Origin of the sequence: Pseudomonas sp. 9AZ, assembly GCF_902506525.1 — a bacterium.
GTDB classification, from domain to species: domain Bacteria; phylum Pseudomonadota; class Gammaproteobacteria; order Pseudomonadales; family Pseudomonadaceae; genus Aquipseudomonas; species Aquipseudomonas peli.
The window spans coordinates 1,842,646-1,861,081 of record NZ_LR733840.1 but is presented as its reverse complement, the minus strand read 5'-3'; the positions used below and the strand labels follow the sequence as shown (position 1 = coordinate 1,861,081).

General features: G+C 62.6%; 18 protein-coding genes. 9 read left to right on the top strand and 9 right to left on the bottom strand.

The window, feature by feature from the left end; translation table 11 throughout:
* Nucleotides 1-11: 11 nt before the first annotated feature.
* From ALTER154_RS08670 to ALTER154_RS08645, 6 genes are all read left to right on the top strand, one after another.
* The gene (locus ALTER154_RS08670) at nt 12-1,364 is read left to right on the top strand and encodes a sigma-54 dependent transcriptional regulator (protein WP_160086270.1); all 1,353 of its coding nucleotides are present in this window, start codon (nt 12-14) and stop codon (nt 1,362-1,364) included.
* A gap of 403 nt (nt 1,365-1,767) precedes the next feature.
* Nucleotides 1,768-2,721, top strand: coding sequence for a TAXI family TRAP transporter solute-binding subunit (locus ALTER154_RS08665; protein WP_160086268.1), 954 nt, complete (start codon nt 1,768-1,770; stop codon nt 2,719-2,721).
* A gap of 155 nt (nt 2,722-2,876) precedes the next feature.
* Nucleotides 2,877-4,904 (top strand): TRAP transporter permease, encoded by a 2,028-nt coding sequence (locus ALTER154_RS08660; RefSeq protein WP_160086266.1) that lies wholly within the window; start codon nt 2,877-2,879, stop codon nt 4,902-4,904.
* Complete coding sequence (locus tag ALTER154_RS08655) at nt 4,901-5,323, top strand: DUF1850 domain-containing protein (protein ID WP_160086264.1); 423 nt, start codon at nt 4,901-4,903, stop codon at nt 5,321-5,323. Before ALTER154_RS08660 ends, ALTER154_RS08655 begins: the two co-directional genes overlap by 4 nt.
* A gap of 131 nt (nt 5,324-5,454) precedes the next feature.
* Nucleotides 5,455-5,955 carry a GNAT family N-acetyltransferase gene (locus tag ALTER154_RS08650; RefSeq protein WP_160086262.1) on the top strand — a complete coding sequence of 167 codons (501 nt, stop codon included), beginning with the start codon at nt 5,455-5,457 and terminating at the stop codon, nt 5,953-5,955.
* 46 nt (nt 5,956-6,001) lie between these two features.
* Nucleotides 6,002-6,517, top strand: coding sequence for a DUF3617 domain-containing protein (locus tag ALTER154_RS08645; protein ID WP_160086260.1), 516 nt, complete (start codon nt 6,002-6,004; stop codon nt 6,515-6,517).
* Nucleotides 6,518-6,531: 14 nt separating this feature from the next.
* On the opposite strand, the gene ALTER154_RS08640 is transcribed toward ALTER154_RS08645, so the two are convergent.
* On the bottom strand, nt 6,532-7,278 hold the full coding sequence (locus ALTER154_RS08640; RefSeq protein ID WP_160086258.1) for an ABC transporter substrate-binding protein: 747 nt from the start codon (nt 7,276-7,278) through the stop codon (nt 6,532-6,534).
* Between the two features lie 276 nt (nt 7,279-7,554).
* Here ALTER154_RS08640 and ALTER154_RS08635 point away from each other — a divergent pair, with 276 nt between their 5' ends.
* Nucleotides 7,555-9,222: a BCCT family transporter gene (locus ALTER154_RS08635; protein ID WP_090250981.1), complete on the top strand. Its 1,668-nt coding sequence runs from the start codon at nt 7,555-7,557 to the stop codon at nt 9,220-9,222.
* A gap of 102 nt (nt 9,223-9,324) precedes the next feature.
* Here ALTER154_RS08635 and ALTER154_RS08630 read toward each other — a convergent pair whose 3' ends face one another.
* The 3 genes from ALTER154_RS08630 to ALTER154_RS08620 form a co-directional block, all read right to left on the bottom strand.
* On the bottom strand, nt 9,325-9,537 hold the full coding sequence (locus ALTER154_RS08630; protein ID WP_160086256.1) for a DUF6434 domain-containing protein: 213 nt from the start codon (nt 9,535-9,537) through the stop codon (nt 9,325-9,327).
* Between the two features lie 109 nt (nt 9,538-9,646).
* The gene (locus ALTER154_RS08625) at nt 9,647-10,357 is read right to left on the bottom strand and encodes a 3'-5' exonuclease (protein WP_160086254.1); all 711 of its coding nucleotides are present in this window, start codon (nt 10,355-10,357) and stop codon (nt 9,647-9,649) included.
* Nucleotides 10,354-12,228: a DUF294 nucleotidyltransferase-like domain-containing protein gene (locus ALTER154_RS08620; protein ID WP_160086252.1), complete on the bottom strand. Its 1,875-nt coding sequence runs from the start codon at nt 12,226-12,228 to the stop codon at nt 10,354-10,356. Before ALTER154_RS08620 ends, ALTER154_RS08625 begins: the two co-directional genes overlap by 4 nt.
* Nucleotides 12,229-12,392: 164 nt before the next feature.
* On the opposite strand from ALTER154_RS08620, the gene ALTER154_RS08615 reads away from it, so the two are divergent.
* Together ALTER154_RS08615 and ALTER154_RS08610 are read left to right on the top strand one after the other, a co-directional pair.
* Nucleotides 12,393-12,959: a LemA family protein gene (locus ALTER154_RS08615; RefSeq protein WP_160086250.1), complete on the top strand. Its 567-nt coding sequence runs from the start codon at nt 12,393-12,395 to the stop codon at nt 12,957-12,959.
* 1 nt (nt 12,960) lies between these two features.
* Nucleotides 12,961-14,889 (top strand): DUF2207 domain-containing protein, encoded by a 1,929-nt coding sequence (locus tag ALTER154_RS08610; protein ID WP_160086248.1) that lies wholly within the window; start codon nt 12,961-12,963, stop codon nt 14,887-14,889.
* A 130-nt stretch (nt 14,890-15,019) separates the two neighbouring features.
* Here ALTER154_RS08610 and ALTER154_RS08605 read toward each other — a convergent pair whose 3' ends face one another.
* The 5 genes from ALTER154_RS08605 to thrS all read right to left on the bottom strand — a co-directional run bounded on the left by ALTER154_RS08605 (nt 15,020) and on the right by thrS (nt 18,421).
* A complete protein-coding gene (locus ALTER154_RS08605; RefSeq protein ID WP_160086246.1) occupies nt 15,020-15,256 on the bottom strand; it encodes a hypothetical protein in 237 nt (78 codons plus the stop codon).
* Nucleotides 15,253-15,741 (bottom strand): GNAT family N-acetyltransferase, encoded by a 489-nt coding sequence (locus ALTER154_RS08600; protein ID WP_218585080.1) that lies wholly within the window; start codon nt 15,739-15,741, stop codon nt 15,253-15,255. Before ALTER154_RS08600 ends, ALTER154_RS08605 begins: the two co-directional genes overlap by 4 nt.
* Before the next feature lie 89 nt (nt 15,742-15,830).
* Complete coding sequence (locus ALTER154_RS08595; RefSeq protein WP_160086244.1) at nt 15,831-16,013, bottom strand: DUF1289 domain-containing protein; 183 nt, start codon at nt 16,011-16,013, stop codon at nt 15,831-15,833.
* A gap of 3 nt (nt 16,014-16,016) precedes the next feature.
* The gene (locus ALTER154_RS08590) at nt 16,017-16,388 is read right to left on the bottom strand and encodes a hypothetical protein (protein WP_160086242.1); all 372 of its coding nucleotides are present in this window, start codon (nt 16,386-16,388) and stop codon (nt 16,017-16,019) included.
* A 107-nt stretch (nt 16,389-16,495) separates the two neighbouring features.
* Nucleotides 16,496-18,421 (bottom strand): threonine--tRNA ligase, encoded by a 1,926-nt coding sequence (gene thrS, locus ALTER154_RS08585; RefSeq protein ID WP_160086240.1) that lies wholly within the window; start codon nt 18,419-18,421, stop codon nt 16,496-16,498.
* Nucleotides 18,422-18,436 lie beyond the last annotated feature (15 nt).

Sequence of the window (18,436 nt, the reverse complement as noted above, 5' to 3'; positions counted from 1 at the left end):
GGGGAGGTGATATGACTGGGCATGTAATAGTCGTCGACGATGAAGCGGCCATCCGCGAGGCGGTGCAGCAGTGGCTGGAGCTGTCCGGCTTCAGCGTGCACAGCTGCGCCACGGCGCAGGCCGCGCTGGCGCTGGTCGACCGTGACTACCCCGGCATCATCATCAGCGATGTGCGCATGCCCGGCACCGATGGCCTGCAGCTGCTCGACAGCGTGCTGGAGCGCGACCGCGATCTGCCGGTGATTCTGATCACCGGGCATGGCGATGTGCCGATGGCGGTGCAGGCGCTGCGCCAGGGCGCGTATGACTTTATCGAAAAGCCCTTTACCCCCGAACGCCTGCTCGACAGCGTGCGCCGCGCGTTGGATAAGCGCCGCCTGGTCTGTGAGAACCGCCAGCTGCGTCAGCAGTTCGCCCTCAAGGACCATATCGAGGCGCAGCTTTTGGGCGTCTCGCGGCCGATGGAAACCCTGCGCCGGCAGATCCTTGAGCTGGCCGGCACCTCGGTGAATATCCTCCTGCGCGGCGACACCGGCAGCGGCAAGGAGCGGGTTGCCCGTTGTCTGCATGATTTCAGCAACCGCGCCGGCAAGCCGTTTGTCGCGCTGAACTGCGCGGCGATTCCCGAGCACCTGTTCGAGAGCGAACTGTTCGGCCATGAAAGCGGCGCCTTTACCGGCGCCCAGGGCAAGCGCATCGGCCGCATCGAACATGCCGACGGCGGCACGCTGTTTCTCGATGAGGTGGAAAGCCTGCCGTTGGCCCAGCAGGTCAAGCTGCTGCGCGTGTTGCAGGAGAAAACCCTGGAGCGCCTCGGCTCCAACCGCAGCATTCAGGTCGACTTGCGGGTGATCAGCGCGGTCAAGCCAGACCTGCTCGATGAGGTCAAAGCCGGGCGTTTCCGTGAAGACCTCTACTACCGGCTGAATGTCGCCACCCTGCGGATTCCGCCGCTGCGCGAGCGCCGTGAAGACATTCCGCTGCTGTTCGAACACTTCGCCAACCAGGCCGCGCAACGCCATGGACGCGAGACGCCAAGCCTGCCACCGAGCGAGCTGACCCGGCTGCTCGGGCATGACTGGCCGGGCAACGTGCGCGAGCTGATCAACGCCGCCGAACGCCATGCCCTGGGCTTGAGTGGCGGTGTGGAGGGCGACGATGGCCTGCCGCAACAGTCGCTGGCCGAGCAGATGGAAGCCTTCGAAGCACAATGCCTGCACCGCGCCCTGCAGCACTGCCAGGGCAATATCGCCGAAGTCATGACGCTGCTGCAGCTGCCACGCCGCACCCTTAACGAGAAAATGCAGCGCCACGGCTTGCAGCGCAGCAGCTATCGGCCGGCCGGCAGTGCTGATGACGAGTGAGAACTAGTCGGCGGAATTTCGCTTATCTGAGTTTTTTCACTGGCGGATTTCCGCTTACTACAGCCGCCAGGCGGGCCGTGTTTTGCACGCTGAAGGCTCTAGCACGGGCTTTTCTCTCACTGGCACGGCATCTGCTATAGCTCTTGTCAGCCTGGCACTCGATTGCCTCGGCCTCTATAAGAAAGACAAGAGGTGAATCCCATGCACTGCCCCGCATCGTCTGCGCGCCTGTCGCGCTCGGCATCCACTGCCCACCTCTTGTGCGCTCGGCTCAGGCCGCGCGCGAGCCTCTGCTCCTTTTCGCTATTGCGTTAGTCCTGGCGCTGCACCGCTGCCTGGGCGGCGCGCAGTGTCTACAGTGAAAACCTCTGCATAAAGCCATAACAACGACGGAGATTCTTCCATGCGAATGACCAAACGATTCAGCCTGTTTGCTGCTGCCGCAGCCTTTACCGCGAGCACCGCGGTACTCGCCGCCCCAACCTTTATCAACGTGCTGACCGGTGGCACCAGCGGTGTGTACTACCCGATTGGCGTAGGCCTGTCGCAGCTGTACAGCAACGGCATCGAAGGTTCGAAGACCTCGGTGCAAGCCACCAAGGCCTCGGTGGAAAACCTCAACCTGCTGCAAGCCGGTCGCGGCGAGCTGGCTTTCGCCCTCGGTGACTCGGTTGCCGATGCCTGGAATGGCGTGGAAGACGCCGGCTTCAAGGCGCCACTGAAAAAGCTGCGGGCGATTGCCGGCACCTACCCGAACTACATCCAGATCGTCGCCAGCAAGGAATCCGGCATCACCACTCTGGCTGACCTGAAGGGCAAGCGCATCTCCGTCGGCGCGCCGAAATCCGGCACCGAGCTGAACGCCCGCGCCATCTTCAAGGCCGCCGGCCTGAGCTATGAAGATATGGGCAAGGTTGAGTTTCTGCCCTACGCCGAGTCGGTCGAGCTGATCAAGAACCGTCAGCTGGATGCCACCCTGCAGTCTTCGGGCCTGGGCATGGCGGCGATTCGCGACCTGGCCGCGACCCTGCCGATCAACTTCGTGGCCATCCCGGCCGAGATCACCGCGAAAATCGACAACGCCGCTTACCAGGCGGCCTCGATTCCAGCCGGCACCTACGACGGTCAGGACAGCGATGTACCGACCGTGGCCATCACCAACATCCTGGTCAGCCATGAAGGCGTGTCCGATGAAGTGGCCTATCAGATGACCAAACTGATGTTCGACAACCTCGAGCGCCTGGGTAACGCCCACTCGGCGGCCAAGGACATCAAACTGGAAGGCGCGGCCAAGGATCTGCCTATCCCGCTGCATCCGGGTGCCGAGCGCTTCTACAAAGAAGCCGGCGCACTGTAAGGCTGCTGAAGGGTTGAGGGTGTAGGTTGGCGCTGTGCGCAGCGTCAACCTCTCCGGACACGAGCTAGAGCTGCGAATAAAACCGGCGTGCAGGCCACGGCAGGTTTTGTTGGCGACTCTTGCGCTATCGACGTTGTAACGAGGGTGTGACCTTCATGAGTGAGCAAAACCAAGGCCTCGCCGCTAACCCCAGCGATTGGCCGAAAGCGCTGTTTTATGTCGCGCTGCTGTTCTCCATCTTCCAGATCATCACCGCGGCCTTCCACCCGGTATCCAGCCAGATTCTGCGTGCCGTGCATGTGGGCTTTCTGCTGTTGGTGGTGTTTCTCTGTTTTCCCGCCCGTGGCAAGGAGCAGCCCTGGCAGCCGCTGGCTTGGCTACTGGGCCTGGCCGGCATGGCCACGGCGTTCTACCAGTGGTATTTCGAAGCCGATCTGATTCAACGCTCCGGTGACCTGACTAGCAGCGACATGGTCGTCGGCCTGGTGCTGATCGTGCTGGTGTTTGAAGCCGCTCGGCGGGTGATGGGCATTGCCCTGCCGCTGATCTGCGCGCTGTTTCTCGCCTACGGCCTGTTCGGCCAGTACCTGCCGGGCGACCTGATGCACCGTGGCTATGCCATCGACCAGATCGTCAACCAGCTGGCCTTTGGCACCGAGGGCCTGTACGGCACGCCGACCTATGTATCGGCCACCTATATCTTCCTGTTTATCCTGTTCGGCGCGTTCCTCGAACAGGCCGGCATGATCAAGCTGTTTACCGATTTCGCCATGGGCCTGTTCGGCCACAAACTCGGCGGCCCGGCCAAGGTGTCGGTGGTGTCGTCGGCGCTGATGGGCACCATCACCGGTTCGGGCGTGGCCAACGTGGTGACTACCGGCCAGTTCACCATCCCGCTGATGAAGCGCTTCGGCTACAAGCCGGCGTTTGCCGGCGGCGTGGAAGCAACCTCGTCGATGGGCAGCCAGATCATGCCGCCGATCATGGGTGCGGTGGCCTTTATCATGGCCGAGACGATTAACGTGCCGTTCTTCGAGGTGGCCAAGGCCGCGCTGATTCCGGCGCTGCTGTATTTCGGTTCGGTGTTCTGGATGGTTCACCTGGAAGCCAAGCGCGCCAACCTGCGCGGCCTGCCTAAAGAGGAATGCCCGAACCCCTGGGCGGCGGTGAAACAGCGCTGGTACCTGCTGATTCCGCTGTTCATCCTGATCTACCTACTGTTCTCCGGGCGCACGCCGCTGTTCTCCGGCATGGTCGGCCTGGCCCTGACCGCCATCGTGATTCTCGGCTCGGCGATCATCCTGCGGGTGTCGTCCAAGGTCATGCGCTTTGCCTTCTGGATTGCCCTGGGCGTGCTCTGCGCCGGCTTCTTCCAGCTCGGTATCGGTGTGGTGTTTGGCGTCGTCGCGCTATTGGTGGCGGTGTGCTGGTTTATCAAAGGCGGCCGCGACACTCTGGTGATCTGCCTGCATGCGCTGGTGGAAGGTGCACGCCATGCGGTGCCCGTGGGTATCGCCTGCGCCCTGGTCGGGGTGATCATCGGCGTGGTCTCGCTGACCGGGGTAGCCTCGACTTTCGCCGGCTACATCCTCGCCATCGGCCAGGACAACCTGTTCCTCTCGCTGATCCTCACCATGCTTACCTGCCTGGTGCTGGGCATGGGCATCCCGACTATTCCCAACTACATCATCACCAGCTCGATTGCCGCGCCGGCGTTGCTGGAGCTGGGCGTGCCGCTGATCGTGTCACACATGTTCGTGTTCTATTTCGGCATCATGGCCGACCTTACGCCGCCGGTGGCGCTGGCTTGTTTCGCAGCTGCACCGATTGCCAAGGAAAGCGGGCTGAAGATCAGCCTGTGGGCGATTCGCATCGCCGTGGCCGGGTTTGTGGTGCCGTTTATGGCGGTCTATGAGCCGGCGCTGATGCTGCAGGGCGACAGTCTGTTGGCCACCCTTTATGTGGTGCTCAAGGCACTGCTGGCCATCGGCATCTGGGGCGTGGTGTTTACCGGTTACCTGCAGGCCAAACTGAGCTGGTGGGAGCGCGCGCTGGGCTTTGCTGCCGGTGCCAGCCTGATCCTGGCGACACCGATGAGTGACGAGATCGGCTTCGCCCTGGCGGCGCTGTTTATCGTCCAGCATGTCTGGCGTGCTCGTCGCGCTCAGCTGGCCACTGCATGATCGGCCTGTGCCTGGGTTTGGCGGGCGCGGTATGGGCAGAAGTGCCCACGCCCAGCTTTACCCTGGCCTGGACACACACCATCGAGAAAATTCGTTGGGAAGAGGATTACCGCGTGACGCCTGAGGGGTTGCTTCTCGGCGAAGCGCGGGTCAAGGGTTCCGGGGCCGGTATGGAGATTCCAGACGGCGCCGAACTGCGCGAGGGCAGCTGGCATTACCAGCGTCAGCTACCCCCCTTGCAACCACTGCGTTTGGGGCGAACCCCCGAGGCAGGGGATTATCAACTGTGTTTCAACCAGCGTTGCCACTCGATGAGTGAATGGCTCGGCCCGCCACAAGCGACCCAGCCGGCGTTGGAACTCTGGAGCTGTGAGCAAAGCTCCCCGGCCGCCTCGGCGGCAGGCCAGGACGACAGCTAAGGCGGCGTCTGCTCCCGGGCCACAAGCCCTGGTTGTTGTAGAGGAGAACCCCCATTTGGCACAGCCGGTGGGGGTTTTGTTCGTTTGCAGTAAGGGTTAGCTTCAGCAGATTGACTGACAAGCAGGATGTTATGAGCACCATCACCTATTACCTGGACATGCAGCACCCCGAGCAGATCCGCGCCAAGCCGCTGCCCCCCGAGCTGAGCGTGGTGGAATGCCAGCTCAAGCAGTTTCAGCTCAACCGCTTTCTCTACCAGCTAGTCGGTGAGCCCTGGCAGTGGACCGACAAACTCAGCTGGAGCGACGCGCAGTGGCGCGAGTTGATCGAGCAGCCCCATCACCGCACCTGGGTGGCCTATCACCAGGGCGCCATCGCCGGTTACTACGAGCTGCTGCGCGATGCGGACGGCGCGGTGGAGATTCTCTATTTCGGCCTGGCCGAGGCGTTCTTCGGTCAGGGCTTTGGCGGCCCGTTGCTGATCCACGCGCTGCAGTCCGCCTGGGCCTGGCCGGGTACCACGCGGGTCTGGGTGCATACCTGCAGCCTCGATCACCCCAGCGCCCTGGCCAACTACCAGGCGCGCGGCCTGCGTATCTATCGTGAAGAGGTCGAGGCGAACGCTTCCTAAGAGGGTCTACGCTTGCAGGGTCGCCCACTCACCTCAGGAGTCGATCATGCACCGCGGTGTTAGCAAACCTCTGTTTCTTAGCCTTTGCCTGCTGCCCGCCCTGGCCAGCGCGCTGGATATACAGCCCGGCCTCTGGGAAATCAGCTCGAACACGATGCAGGTCGGCGGCCAGGCGGTGCCGGAGATGGAGCAGATGCTTGAGCAGATGAAAAACCTGCCGCCCGAGCAACGGCAAATGATGGAGCAGATGCTGGCTCAGCAGGGCGTTCAGCTGGGCGACAAGGGTGTGCGTATCTGCATGAGCGAAGCGCAGATCAAGGCCCAGCAGATCCCCCTGCAAGACCCCGAGTCCGGCTGCAGCAATGAAGTCACCGAGCGCAGCGCCGAGCTGTGGAAATTCCGTTTCAGCTGCCCCAACGGCCAGGGCGAAGGTGAGACACGCTTTGTCAGCGACAAGGAGTTCACCTCAACGGTCAACGGCACCTTCGACGGCCAGAGCAGCAGCATGCAAAGCCAAGCGCGCTGGGTGACGGCGGATTGCGGAACCTTGCAGCCGCAATAAGCAGTCGAGGTGAGTTATTGGCCGCTAAGCGGGTCGCTAATGCCATGGCGGTCTTTGAGCATTTGCACCAGTTCGGCCTGACTGCTGAGGAAGGCGTCGAACTGCTTGACCACCTCGGGGTGGCGGATGCTCGACAGGAAGTAGTGGTCATCCTGGTAGGGCAGTTTGGGGTCGAACACCAGACTTTTTTCCGCGCTGTTGTAGAACTGGTGCTGGATCACTTGTGGGTTGAGGCAAACGCCGTCGATCCGGTCGTTCATGGCCATGGCCAGTAGTGAATCGATCTGGTTGGCCTGGATCAGCAGAATCTTGCCGGCCTTGATTTCATCCAGATAGGGCCAAGGGGTAAAGCCGCGCTGGGTGCCGAGACGGTGTAAGCGTGCAGAGCCCTGGCCGAGAAACTCGGGCTTGACCAGTACGCCGTCTATCGCCGGTGCAGCGGCTTGGCTGTAGTGCAGCGCATAGCCTTTTTTCTGATCAGCGTTCCAGCGCGGGTTATCCGGGTATTTGAAATCTACCCGGTCGTTGAGAAAGTCACTGAGCAGGCGCCGTACCGGCAGCGGTTGGTAGATAAATTCATGGCCCTGGTGCGCCGCAAAGGCGTCGAGCAAGTCGCGGCCATAGCCCAGGTATTGGCCGTCCTGCACGTTGGAATACGGCAGGTAGGGCTGCAGCTCGACCCCGACCTTGAAGGTCTCAGCCTGCGTCAGCGCAGCCAGGGTAAAGGGCAGGCAAGCCAGCAGCGTCAGCAATGCTCTCATCAGCGACTTCTCAAACAACGACCCCGAGCAGGCCATAGGCCAACCATAGCTAATTGCCTCGCCCAGCGGGAGGCAATGTGCGGAGAAAATCTGACTCAAAAGACCAAATAACCGCCGCATGACGGGCCGTAATGGCCGCCAATACTGGCCTTGCGCCTGCACGAATGTGCCATGGCTGTTACCCTGTACCCCGCAGCCGCCGGCTTGGTGGCTGTACGAGTAGGGCAATCCCGTCCTCGTGCGCGTAAAGCGTGCCACACGTCAAAGGAGTCCCCCATGGGTCAAAACCCTTCGTCTGACACGACCCCGCAACCAGAAGCGGCAACTCTGGACGGCATCCCGGCACCCACCGGCGACGCCAATCTGATCGACACCGATTACGTGATCGGTCAGGACAACATCAAAGGCAAGTTCCTGTTCAACCTGGACATCCACGGCAAGGTCTTCACCATCTCGGCAGTTGTCGCCGTGCTGTTCGTGGTGCTGACCCTGGCCCTGCAAACCCAGGTCGAGCCGCTGTTCAGCGCCCTGCGCGACTGGCTCACCCACCACATGGCCTGGTTCTTTATTGGCTCCGCGAACATCTTTGTGCTGCTCTGCCTCGGCCTGATCGTTTCCCCTCTGGGCAAAGTGCGCCTCGGCGGCATGGACGCAAAACCGGATTACACCTACCTCGGCTGGTTCTCCATGCTGTTTGCCGCCGGTATGGGTATTGGCCTGATGTTCTATGGCGTCTCTGAGCCGATGTCGCACTTCAGTGCGGCCATGGGCGGTATCAGCGTTGGCGCAGATGGTGTGCGCACCGACTGGGCGCCGTTGGGCGGCGCGGCCGGTAATGCCGAAGAGGCCGTGCGCCTGGGCATGGCCGCAACCATCTTCCACTGGGGCCTGCACCCTTGGGCCATCTACGCCATTGTCGCCCTGTCGCTGGCGCTGTTCTCCTTCAACAAGGGCCTGCCGCTGTCGATTCGCTCGATCTTCTACCCGATTCTTGGTGAGCGGGTGTGGGGTTGGCCGGGCCATGTGATCGACATCCTCGCGGTGTTCGCCACCCTGTTTGGTCTGGTCACCTCCCTCGGTTTGGGCGCAGAACAGGCCGCAGCAGGCGTCGAATACCTGTTCGGGATCAGTGCCACCGACACCAGCAAGGTGCTGCTGATTATCGTCGTCACCATCATCGCCCTGGTTTCGGTGGTTGCGGGGTTGGACAAGGGTGTTAAGCGCCTCTCCGAGCTGAATATGGGCCTGGCCATGGCCCTGCTGCTGTTTGTGATTATCGCCGGGCCGACCCTGGCGATTCTCACCGGCTTCTTCGACAACCTTCTGGCCTACCTGCAATACCTGCCCGCGCTGGCCAACCCGATTGGCCGGGAAGACGCCAACTTCAGCCAGGGCTGGACGGCCTTCTACTGGGCGTGGTGGATCAGCTGGTCGCCGTTCGTGGGCATGTTTATCGCCCGCGTCAGCCGTGGCCGTACCGTGCGCGAGTTCCTGGTTGCTGTCTTGCTGGTGCCGTCCCTGGTCTCGGTGCTGTGGATGACCGCGTTCGGCGGCACCGCGATCAATCAGTTGCTGGTTGATGGTTTTACCGGCGCGCAGGAGGCCGGCCTGGAGCTGAAGCTGTTCAGCATGCTTGGTGAGATGCCGCTGACCAGCATCACCTCGCTGATCGGCATCGTCCTGGTGGTGGTGTTCTTTATCACCTCGTCGGACTCCGGCTCGCTGGTGATCGACACCATCACCGCCGGCGGCAAGGTCAATGCACCGACCCCGCAGCGGATTTTCTGGGCCAGCATCGAGGGCGTTATCGCCATCGCCCTGCTGCTTGGCGGCGGCCTGGTGGCCCTGCAGGCCATGGCGGTGTCGACGGGATTGCCGTTTACCATCGTGCTGCTGGTGGGCTGTATTTCCATCGTCAAAGGCCTGATGAGCGAACCGCGCTGACCCTTGCTGTTGAGCCGTACATGAGCGCGCCTTCGGGCGCGCTTTTTTATGCCCGGCGTTTGGGGGGCGTGGCGTCGGACACCTGTGCTGTTTGTCCCTTCGCTACTGCTGCTGACGCCGCAGCCATTCTGCCGCCACGTCGCCCATTGTTTTGGGCGCCCCATCTTTTATCCACGCCATAAACGCGCGATTAAATTGGAAGCTAGGGCCGCAAGCTTGCGTCAAAAACCGGCGAACATTTTGCGTATTGCGATAGGTCGTAGTGACCGGTGTTTCTGCCGTAATCGTGTCGCTGTGCCAGTCGAAACTATTCATCCCGGTTTCTCGAATTAGTCAATGCGGGCGCGTTTATTTGCAGGGTGTGTACGGCTTATAAATCAATCGTGGTGGTGTGCGCCGCCCAAGTCGTTTCTGAGTCACTGCCTCAACTCCACAATTCCCCCACCGGCGTATCCAACGCATAGCGCGTCGCCACCTGCGCCTGCAGCAGCTCGGCGGTGGCCAGTGCATCGGTCAGCGCATGGTGCGCCTGGTACATCGGCAGGTTGTAACGCAGGCGGCTATCGGCCAAACGGATCGACACCGGCTGGCGGCCCAACAAACGGTCCAGCCAGCCGGGTTGGCGTTTGGGGTACAGGCGTGCCTCCAGCTGCATGGTGTCGATCACCGGGAACTGCAAACCCTCACCCACCTGCTGGCGCAGCGCTTGGTCGAGGAAGCTGCGCTCGATGTTGCGGTAGTGCACCACCATCACCTTGCCGGCCATGGCGGTCAGCAGCTCGTCGAGAATCTGCCCCAGGCGCGGCGCGTGGCGGATGTCGGAGTGGGTGATGTGGTGAAAGGTCACCGATTCGCCACTCAACTCGCTGGCCGGTTTGACCACCCAGTAGCGCGCCGCACCGCAGCGGATGCGTTGCAGGGTAAAGGGCAGCAGGCCGAGGCTGACGATGGCGTGCTGGTTGGCGTCCAGGCCGGTGGTTTCCACGTCCAGGGCCAACAGCGGCACCTGCTCCAGAGGGGTGTCGGCGGTTACGCAGCCGGCCTGGTAGAAGCTTTGCAGGCGCGGGTCGCGGGCGCTGGCGGCGAGTTCGGCAAACTGCGCGGCCCAGTCCAGCGCTGTAGCAGGCGCTGTCACCGTTTGTTGCTCGGTTGCGCGGGGTAGCGAAAGCGCAGGAATTTCTGCGCGTTGCTGAGTACCTGAAAGGCTTCCTTGAGGTTGTGGCGGTCACTGGCGGAGACTTTTTCCGGCTCGATGTAGTTGTTTGGCTGCGCGCCTTCGGCCGCCGCCATGGCCTGGTGGCGCACGCGCACCAGGCTGAGAAATTCCAGGGCGTAGCGCAATTGGCCGAGGGCTTCGGGTTGCAGCAGCTTGGTTTTGCCGATGGCGTCGAGGCGTTCCAGGGAGTTCTGCGCCTTGCTGCCGCAGGCCAGGGCGTGCACGCGGATCAGGTCGGTGAGCGGCGCGGTGCCACGGCCTTTGAGGTTGATGATGTGTTTCTGCTGGCCGTCGGTTTCCATCACAAAGGTGCGGAAGAAGCCCAGCGGCGGCGTGCGGTTGAGGGCGTTGCGCGCCAGGGCGGCGAGGAAGGCCGGGTTGCAGCTGGCTTTCTGCGCGAGCAGGTCTTTGAGGTTTTCCACCAGTTCGACCTCGCCATACACGCCGTCGAGGTCGAAGAAGATGCAGCTGTGCAGCAGGGTTTGCGGCTTGGGATTGTCGATCCATTGCTGGAAGTAATCGCGCCAGACACTCAGCGGCTGCCGCCACTGGGCGTTGCTGGCCATGATGCCGCCCTTGCAGTAGCTGTAGCCGCAGGCGGCCAGGCCGTCGCTGACAAACTGGGCAAGGGCGGCGAAGTAGGCGTCGTGCAGCGCGGGGTCAAAGCTGTCGTCGAGCACCAGGGCGTTGTCCTGATCCGTCACCAGCAACTGTTCGTCGCGGGCCATGGAGCCGGCGACCATAAAGCAGTAGGGCACCGGCGGCGGGCCGAGTGTCTGCTCGGCCAGTTCCAGCAGGCGCTGGGTAAAGGCGCGGCCAATGCCGGCCATGGCGCTGCCGACCATGTGCGCGGTGGCGCGGTCGTTGACCATGCGTATAAAGGTAGCGCGCAGGTCCGGCAGCAGGCTCTGCAGGCCGGTGACATCGGGCTGGTTGAAGATCGAGTTGACCAGGTACAGGCTGCTTTGCGACTCGTAGCGGATGATGTCGCTGAGATTGATGATGCCGATGGGCTGGCGCCGCTGCACCACCGGCAGGTAGTGGATGTTGTGGCGCAGCATGGACAACATGGCATCGAACACGCTGTCATCGGCTTGAATTGTGATGGGATTAGGCGACATCACCTCACTGACGTGCGTTGTGCTGTCCAGCCCCATGGCGAGCACGCGGGTGCGCAGGTCGCGGTCCGTGAGGATGCCCACCATGCCGGCAGCGGGCGCGCTGTCGTCGACGATCACCAGTGAGGATACGCTCTGCTCGGTCATCAGCTGGGCGGCCTGTTGCACTGAGGTGTGCGGGCTGGCGGTGACTGGTTTGCGCGAGATCAGCTTGCGTACTTTTATCTGGATCAGCTCGCTGGCCTGGCCCTGGCTTTCCACCGCCGACTTGAGTCGCGATTGGCCTTCGGCTTCGACGAATTCGGCAAAGCCGTCGTGCTCTTCGCACAGCTGGGCAAACACAGTGGCGGGGATGAAGTAGATCAGGCTGTCTTCAATCGCCCGCGCCGGAAAGCGCACTTTGTTGCTGCGCAGCAGGCCGGCTTGGCCGAAGATATCGCCCTCGCTCAGGCGGTTGTACAGCTCGCCGTTGCGTCGGTAGATTTCCACCGCGCCGCTGCGTACATAGTGCAGTTCGTGAATCGCAGCGCCATACAGCAGGATGTCTGTGCCGGCCTTGAAGTAGGCCACCTCAACCTGCCGGGCAATGGCGTCGAGGTTGTCATCGGGCAACGCATCGAAGGGCGGGAAGCGCTGCAGGTGATCGCGGATTTCCAGTAACTCGATCTGCATGGGGTGCCTCGCAGTGGCTGGCACTCAAGGATACGGCGATTGCTGGGTGCTGTCCGCCCTGCTGGCGTTACCGGGTGTGGCGGCAGGCGCAGTCGAAGCCAGCTAGGGTGTGAGGGGCGAACAGGTAGCGCAGGCGTTCAGCGGGCTTTTATCAAGGAGTGGTTATGCAAGGGGCAGGATTCTGGGTGGTGCTGGCGCTGCTGGTGGCGTTCGCTGGTTTGGCGATTTATTACTACAACCGCCTGGTGTTCAACCGCGCGCGGGTGGCTGAAGCGTGGAGTGGCATTGATGTGCAACTCAAGCGCCGCGCCAGCCTGATTCCGGCACTGGTCGAGTGCGTGCGCCAGTACATGAGCTACGAGCAGGGCACCCTGCAGGCGCTGGTGCAGGAGCGTATGCGCGCGGTGCAGCTGGCCGATTCGCCGCTGGGCGAGCGGGCGCCGGTGGAGGCGCATCTGGGTACTCAGCTGCGTCAGCTGTTTGCCCTGGTCGAGGATTACCCGGCGCTCAAGGCGGATGGTCAATTTCTCGACCTGCAACGCACCATCACCGAGGTCGAGAACCATATCCAGATGGCCCGGCGTTATTACAACGGCGCGGTGCGCGAGTTGAATGTGCTGGTGGAATCTGTACCGAGCAACCTAGTGGCGCGGCCTTTTGCCTTTACCCAGGCGGAGTACTTCAGCCTGGATGACCCGCGTGACGCCCAGTCGCCAAAAATGGAGTTTTGACATGCTGCGAGTGCTGCGTTTTGCCCTGTTGAGCCTGTGCCTGCTGCCGCTATGGACTGCTGCGGCCGAGGTGATTGAAGACTTTGCCGTGACCCTGCAGGTGCAGGCGGACGGCAACCTGCTGGTGACCGAGCGGATCACCGTGCAGGCCGAGGGTGAGCAGATCAAGCGCGGCATCTACCGCGATCTGCCGGTCAGCTACAGCTTGCCCTTCGGCCTGTTACAGAGCAGCCCGATCACCTTGCTTGCGGTGAGCCGCGATGGTCAGGCGGAGCGGGCGCGGGTCGAGCAGAACGGCACCTGGGTGCGCTATTACCTAGGCTCGGCCAACCAGCTGCTGCAGCCGGGGCGCTATCAGTACGAACTGCGTTACCGGGTTGAGCGCCAGCTGTTGCACCACCTCAATACCGATGAGCTGTACTGGAACGTCACCGGTAATCAGTGGGTCTTTCCGATTCTCCAGGCCTCGGTCGAGGTCAAGCTGCCGCCGGGTGCGCGGATGGGGGATGTGGCCGCCTATACCGGGGCCAGCGGTGATCAGGGCAAGGCCTATGAGGTGCTCGAACAGCGCGACGATTATCTGCGCCTGACCACCACCCAAGCCTTGCCGGCCTACCACGGCCTGACGGTCGCCGTGGATTGGCCAGCCGGTCTGGTGGAGCGGCCGGGTGTAACGCAGCGCCTGGGCTCGGTGCTGCTGGATAACCTTGGCCTGTGCCTGGGCGCGCTGCTGCTGGTCGGCTTAGTGATTTTTTATCTGCGTGCCTGGGATCGAGTCGGCCGTGACCCCGAAAAAGGTCTGATCATTCCACTTTTCGAAGCACCGGAAGGCATGAGCGCGGTGCAGGCCGGCTACCTCTGGCATCGCGGTTTCAAAGGGGCTTATCAGGATGCGCGGGCGTTCAGTGTGTGGCTCACCGATATGGCCATCCGCAAGCACCTGCATCTTGAAGACAAGCCGCGCGGCGGCGGTTTTACCCTGGCCCGTGGCACGGGTGAGCGGGATGACTTCAGTGAGGGTGATCGCGACCTGCGCAAGCGCCTGTTTCCCGCCAATAAGGAAGGCATCGCCCTGGAGATTGGCAGCGACTACGAGCCGCGCCTGGCCGATGCCGTGGCTGGGCTGAAAACCCAGCTGCAAACCCAGGGCAAGGCCTGGTTCAGCAATAACCGTGGCATCTGGACCTGGGGCCTGATCTGGGCGCTGGTTGGCTGCTTGGTAATGGTGCTGACCGGCGCGCGTAACGCGGACGATGTGGCTGTCGGCCTGGCCGGCGTGGTGTTCACCCTGGGCTTTGGTGTGCCGTCGCTGTTTGTGCTGTACATGGCCTGGAATCAGCCCAGTTTGGGCAAGCAGATCGGTCTGGGTCTGGCGGGGTTGATGTTTGTCTGGCCAGTGCCGATTGGCTTGTGGATGCTCAGTGATGCGGCGTCGGTGCCGGCCTTGCTGCTGCTCTGCGTGTATGTGCTGGTGGTGGTGCTGTTCTATTACCTGCTGCCGGCGCCATCGGTTGAAGGGCGGCGTTTGCTCGATCAGCTGGAAGGCTACCGCGACTACCTGCAACTGGCGGAAAGCGACGCACTGGCCCTTGCCGGCAATGCCCCGGCGATGAGCATTGCGCTGTACGAGAAACACCTGCCCTACGCCATGGCCCTGGGTGTGGAGGACAAGTGGAGCGCGCGCTTCAGCACGGCGTTGGCCAATGGCCTGATCGACCCGGCGCAGCGTGACTATCAACCGGACTGGTACCACAGCCGCAGTTCATTCAGCACACCGCTGGCCATGAGCGCCGCTTTGGCTGCCGGCCTTAGCAGCGCCACGGCACTGGCTTCATCGCCCCCGTCGAGCAGCTCGTCAGGTGGGGGCGGTTCATCCGGCGGTGGTTCGTCAGGTGGTGGCGGCGGTGGTGGGGGAGGCGGCGGTTGGTAGGAAGCTTCTGTGGGAGGGGCTTGAGCCGCGACTAACGTTGATCGCGGCTACGACTGCATGGATGCAGGAGGTAGCGCGAAGCAGGATGCCCAAGCCGAAAGCCCCCCCACACATCATGACCTCAGCAGCACTAAGGCTTTCGAGTTTCCTGCAGCTTGGCCAGCAAGGCTTCGCTTTTCGCCAACTGCTCGGCTTCACTGAGCTGCGGGTTTTCCAGCACGCTGTCGAGTTGTGCGATCAGCTCGCTCTGCCGGTTGATCCGTTCATCGAGTTTTTCCAGTTTGCGCTGGTTGTACCAGCTCCACAGTGCCAGGGCGCAGGCGGCCAGCACCACGGCGGTTAGCACGATAATCGTCAGGGTGTTCATCGCAGCTCCAGGGTTTTGCACATCAGCATGCGCGGCAAGTTAACAGTGCCGCGCGTCACCGTCTGTGCCTGCTGCACAGAAAATCCCTGACCGGCAAAAAATGCCTGGGCCACTAGGCTGGCTTCGGTAAACAGCTCGCGCACCCCCGCCGCGCGCAAGCGTTGCTCGGCAGCGGCATACAAGGCGCTGGCCACACCCTGGCGGGCACAAGCGGGTGCGCAGTACAGCAGGTCGATATGCCCATCCAGGCTAAATCCGATAAATCCGGCCATTGAGCTGCCATCTTCGGCGATAAGTAAATTAAGTGACATCAAACGTGTTTGCCAGACCGATAGGTCTGCAACCTCGGGAGACCAGGCCTGTCGCTGCGCTGCGTCGTAATGCTGCGCAGTCAACTGGCTGACCGAGGCCTGAAACAGCGCGACGATGGCGGGCAGGTCGTGAGGTTGGTAGGGCCGCAGATGGATCATGGAGGGGCTGGGCATTCGGCGCGTCTGTCGCTATGAGTGCTAAGCATTGTCGGCGTGCAGCGGCGTATTGCTCAAGTGGATGGGTTGCGTCCGGGTTGGAGCTTTCAGGATTTATTCTTGTTCAGACTTTTCAGGCGTTGGCTGGCGCGCTGCACGGCGGCCATCTTTTCCGGGCGCTTCATGCGTTTCCATTGCTTGATCTCAGCCTTGCTGCGCCCGCAGCTCAGACACAGGTCACCGCTCAACTGGCAGACGGAAATACAGGGGTTCTCAATCTCCTTAGCCATGCCTTAGTGCTTGCTCGAACGTTGGCGCGTCAGGCGTTGTTGCCAGTTGCCGCCGTCGACCCTCAGGCACTGTTGTTCATTGTCGAGGCGGACCTGGACGGCCGGGTTTTCGAGTGCAATGTCGGCGGCCTGCAAGGCAGCAGCGGTCAGTTCTTGCATCAGGCGCTCCTGGCCCTTGGCGATGGCGGCGTCCTGTTCCGCCTGGCTGGCGAACACCCAGATCACCCGCAGGCTGGCCGGGAAACGCTGGTAGTCGACGTCATGGGTTAGCCATTCGAAGCCGACAATCTCGGCCTTGGCGGCTTCGCAGGCATCGGTGAGGGTTGCGGCCAGCGTCCGTTCGATTCGGCTTTGCTCGCGCTTGGTCAGGCTCATGGGGTTCCTTGGTGGTCTGCGGTTGCCGTGCAGGATAACGCCTGGCCAACGGGTTTATGCAGGTTGCTAAACGGTGCACCGCCAGCAACCTGCCGACCAGCATGTGTTTAGTCTGTCGCGTCCTGACCGGGCATGCGCGCCTCGTTGCGCAAGCGTTCGACCAGCTCAGCCAACGGCAGACTGCCAAGGTTGTCGCCAGCGCGGCTGCGCAGGGTGACGCGGCCTTCGGCTTTTTCCTGCTCGCCGATGACCAGCAGGTAGGGCACTTTCTGCAGGGTGGCTTCGCGGATTTTGTAGCCGATCTTCTCGTTGCGCAGGTCCGCCGCCGCGCGCAGGCCGGCGCGTTTGAGGGTGGCGAGCACCTGGCGGGCGTAGTCGTTCTGCCCTTCGGAAATGGTTAGCACCACGGCCTGCTGCGGGGCCAGCCACAGCGGGAACAGGCCGCTGTAGTGCTCGATGAGAATGCCGGTGAAGCGTTCCAGCGAGCCGAACAGGGCGCGGTGCAGCATCACCGGGCGTTCGCGTTCGCCCTGTTCGTTGACGTAGCTGATGTCGAAGCGCTCCGGCAGGTTGAGGTCCACCTGCAGGGTGCCGCACTGCCAGTCGCGGCCGATGGCGTCGCGCAGCACGAACTCCAGCTTGGGCCCGTAGAACGCGCCTTCACCGGGGTTGAGCTGATAGTCGATGCCCATGTGCTGCAGTGCGCCGGATAGCGCGACTTCCAGCTGATCCCAGGTGGCGTCGCTGCCGATGCGGTTGGTCGGGCGGGTGGAGAGCTTGACCGCCACTTCGTTGAAACCGAAGTCACGGTAGATGGCGAACACCAGGGCGATGGTGTCGGCGCATTCCTGCTCCATCTGCGCTGCGGTGCAGAAGATGTGCGCATCGTCCTGGGTGAAGTGACGCACGCGCAGCAGGCCGTGCAGCGCGCCGGAGGGTTCGTAGCGGTGCACCTTGCCGAATTCGGCCATGCGCAGCGGCAGGTCGCGGTAGCTCTTCAGGCCACGGGCGTAGAGCGCCACCGCGCCGGGGCAGTTCATTGGTTTGAGGGCGAACACGCGTTCGTCTTCGGTGCTGGTGGTGAACATGGCCTCGCGGTAGTTGAACCAGTGCCCGGAGGTTTCCCACAGGCTGCGGTCCATCACGTCGGGGGTGTTGACCTCGACATAACCGGCGGCGTCCTGCTGCTGGCGCATGTAGTTGATCAGCTGTTGGAAAAGCGTCCAGCCCTTGGGGTGCCAGAACACCGAGCCGGGGGCGCAGTCGTCGAAGTGGAACAGGTCGAGCTGGGCGCCGAGCTTGCGGTGGTCGCGTTTGCCGGCTTCTTCCAGGCGGGTGAGGTAGGCCTTGAGTTCTTTCGGCGTCCCCCAGCAGGTGCCGTAGATGCGTTGCAGCGCGACGTTCTTGGCGTCGCCACGCCAGTAGGCACCGGCCACCTTGGTCAGCTTGAACGCCTGCAGATGGCCGGTGCGCGGAATATGCGGGCCGCGGCAGAGGTCTTCGAAGTCGCCCTGGCGGTACAGCGACAGCATCTCGCCGGCAGGAACGTCGCGGATCAGCTCGGCCTTGTAGTGCTCACCCTGGGCCGCGAAATGGGCGATGGCTTCATCACGTGGCAGCTCGCGGCGGCTGACCGGCAGATCGGCAGCGGCCAGCTCCAACATGCGCGCTTCGATGCGTTCGAGATCGTCGGGGGTAAAGGGCCGCGCGAAGGCAAAGTCGTAAAAAAAGCCGTCTTCGATCACCGGGCCGATGGTCACCTGGGCACTCGGGTACAGCTGCTTTACGGCCATGGCCAGCAGGTGCGCGCAGGAGTGGCGCAGCAGCTCGAGACCTTCGCTGTCGCGGGCGGTGATCAGGCTGAGCTGGGCGTCGTGGTCGATCAGGGCGCTGGTGTCCACCAGGCGGCCATCGAGGCGGCCAGCCAAGGCGGCTTTAGCCAGGCCGGGGCCGATATCGGCGGCGACGTCGGCCACGCATAGCGGTTGGGCATACTGACGCTGGCTGCCGTCGGGCAGGGTGATGCTGGGCATATCGGTTCTCTAATC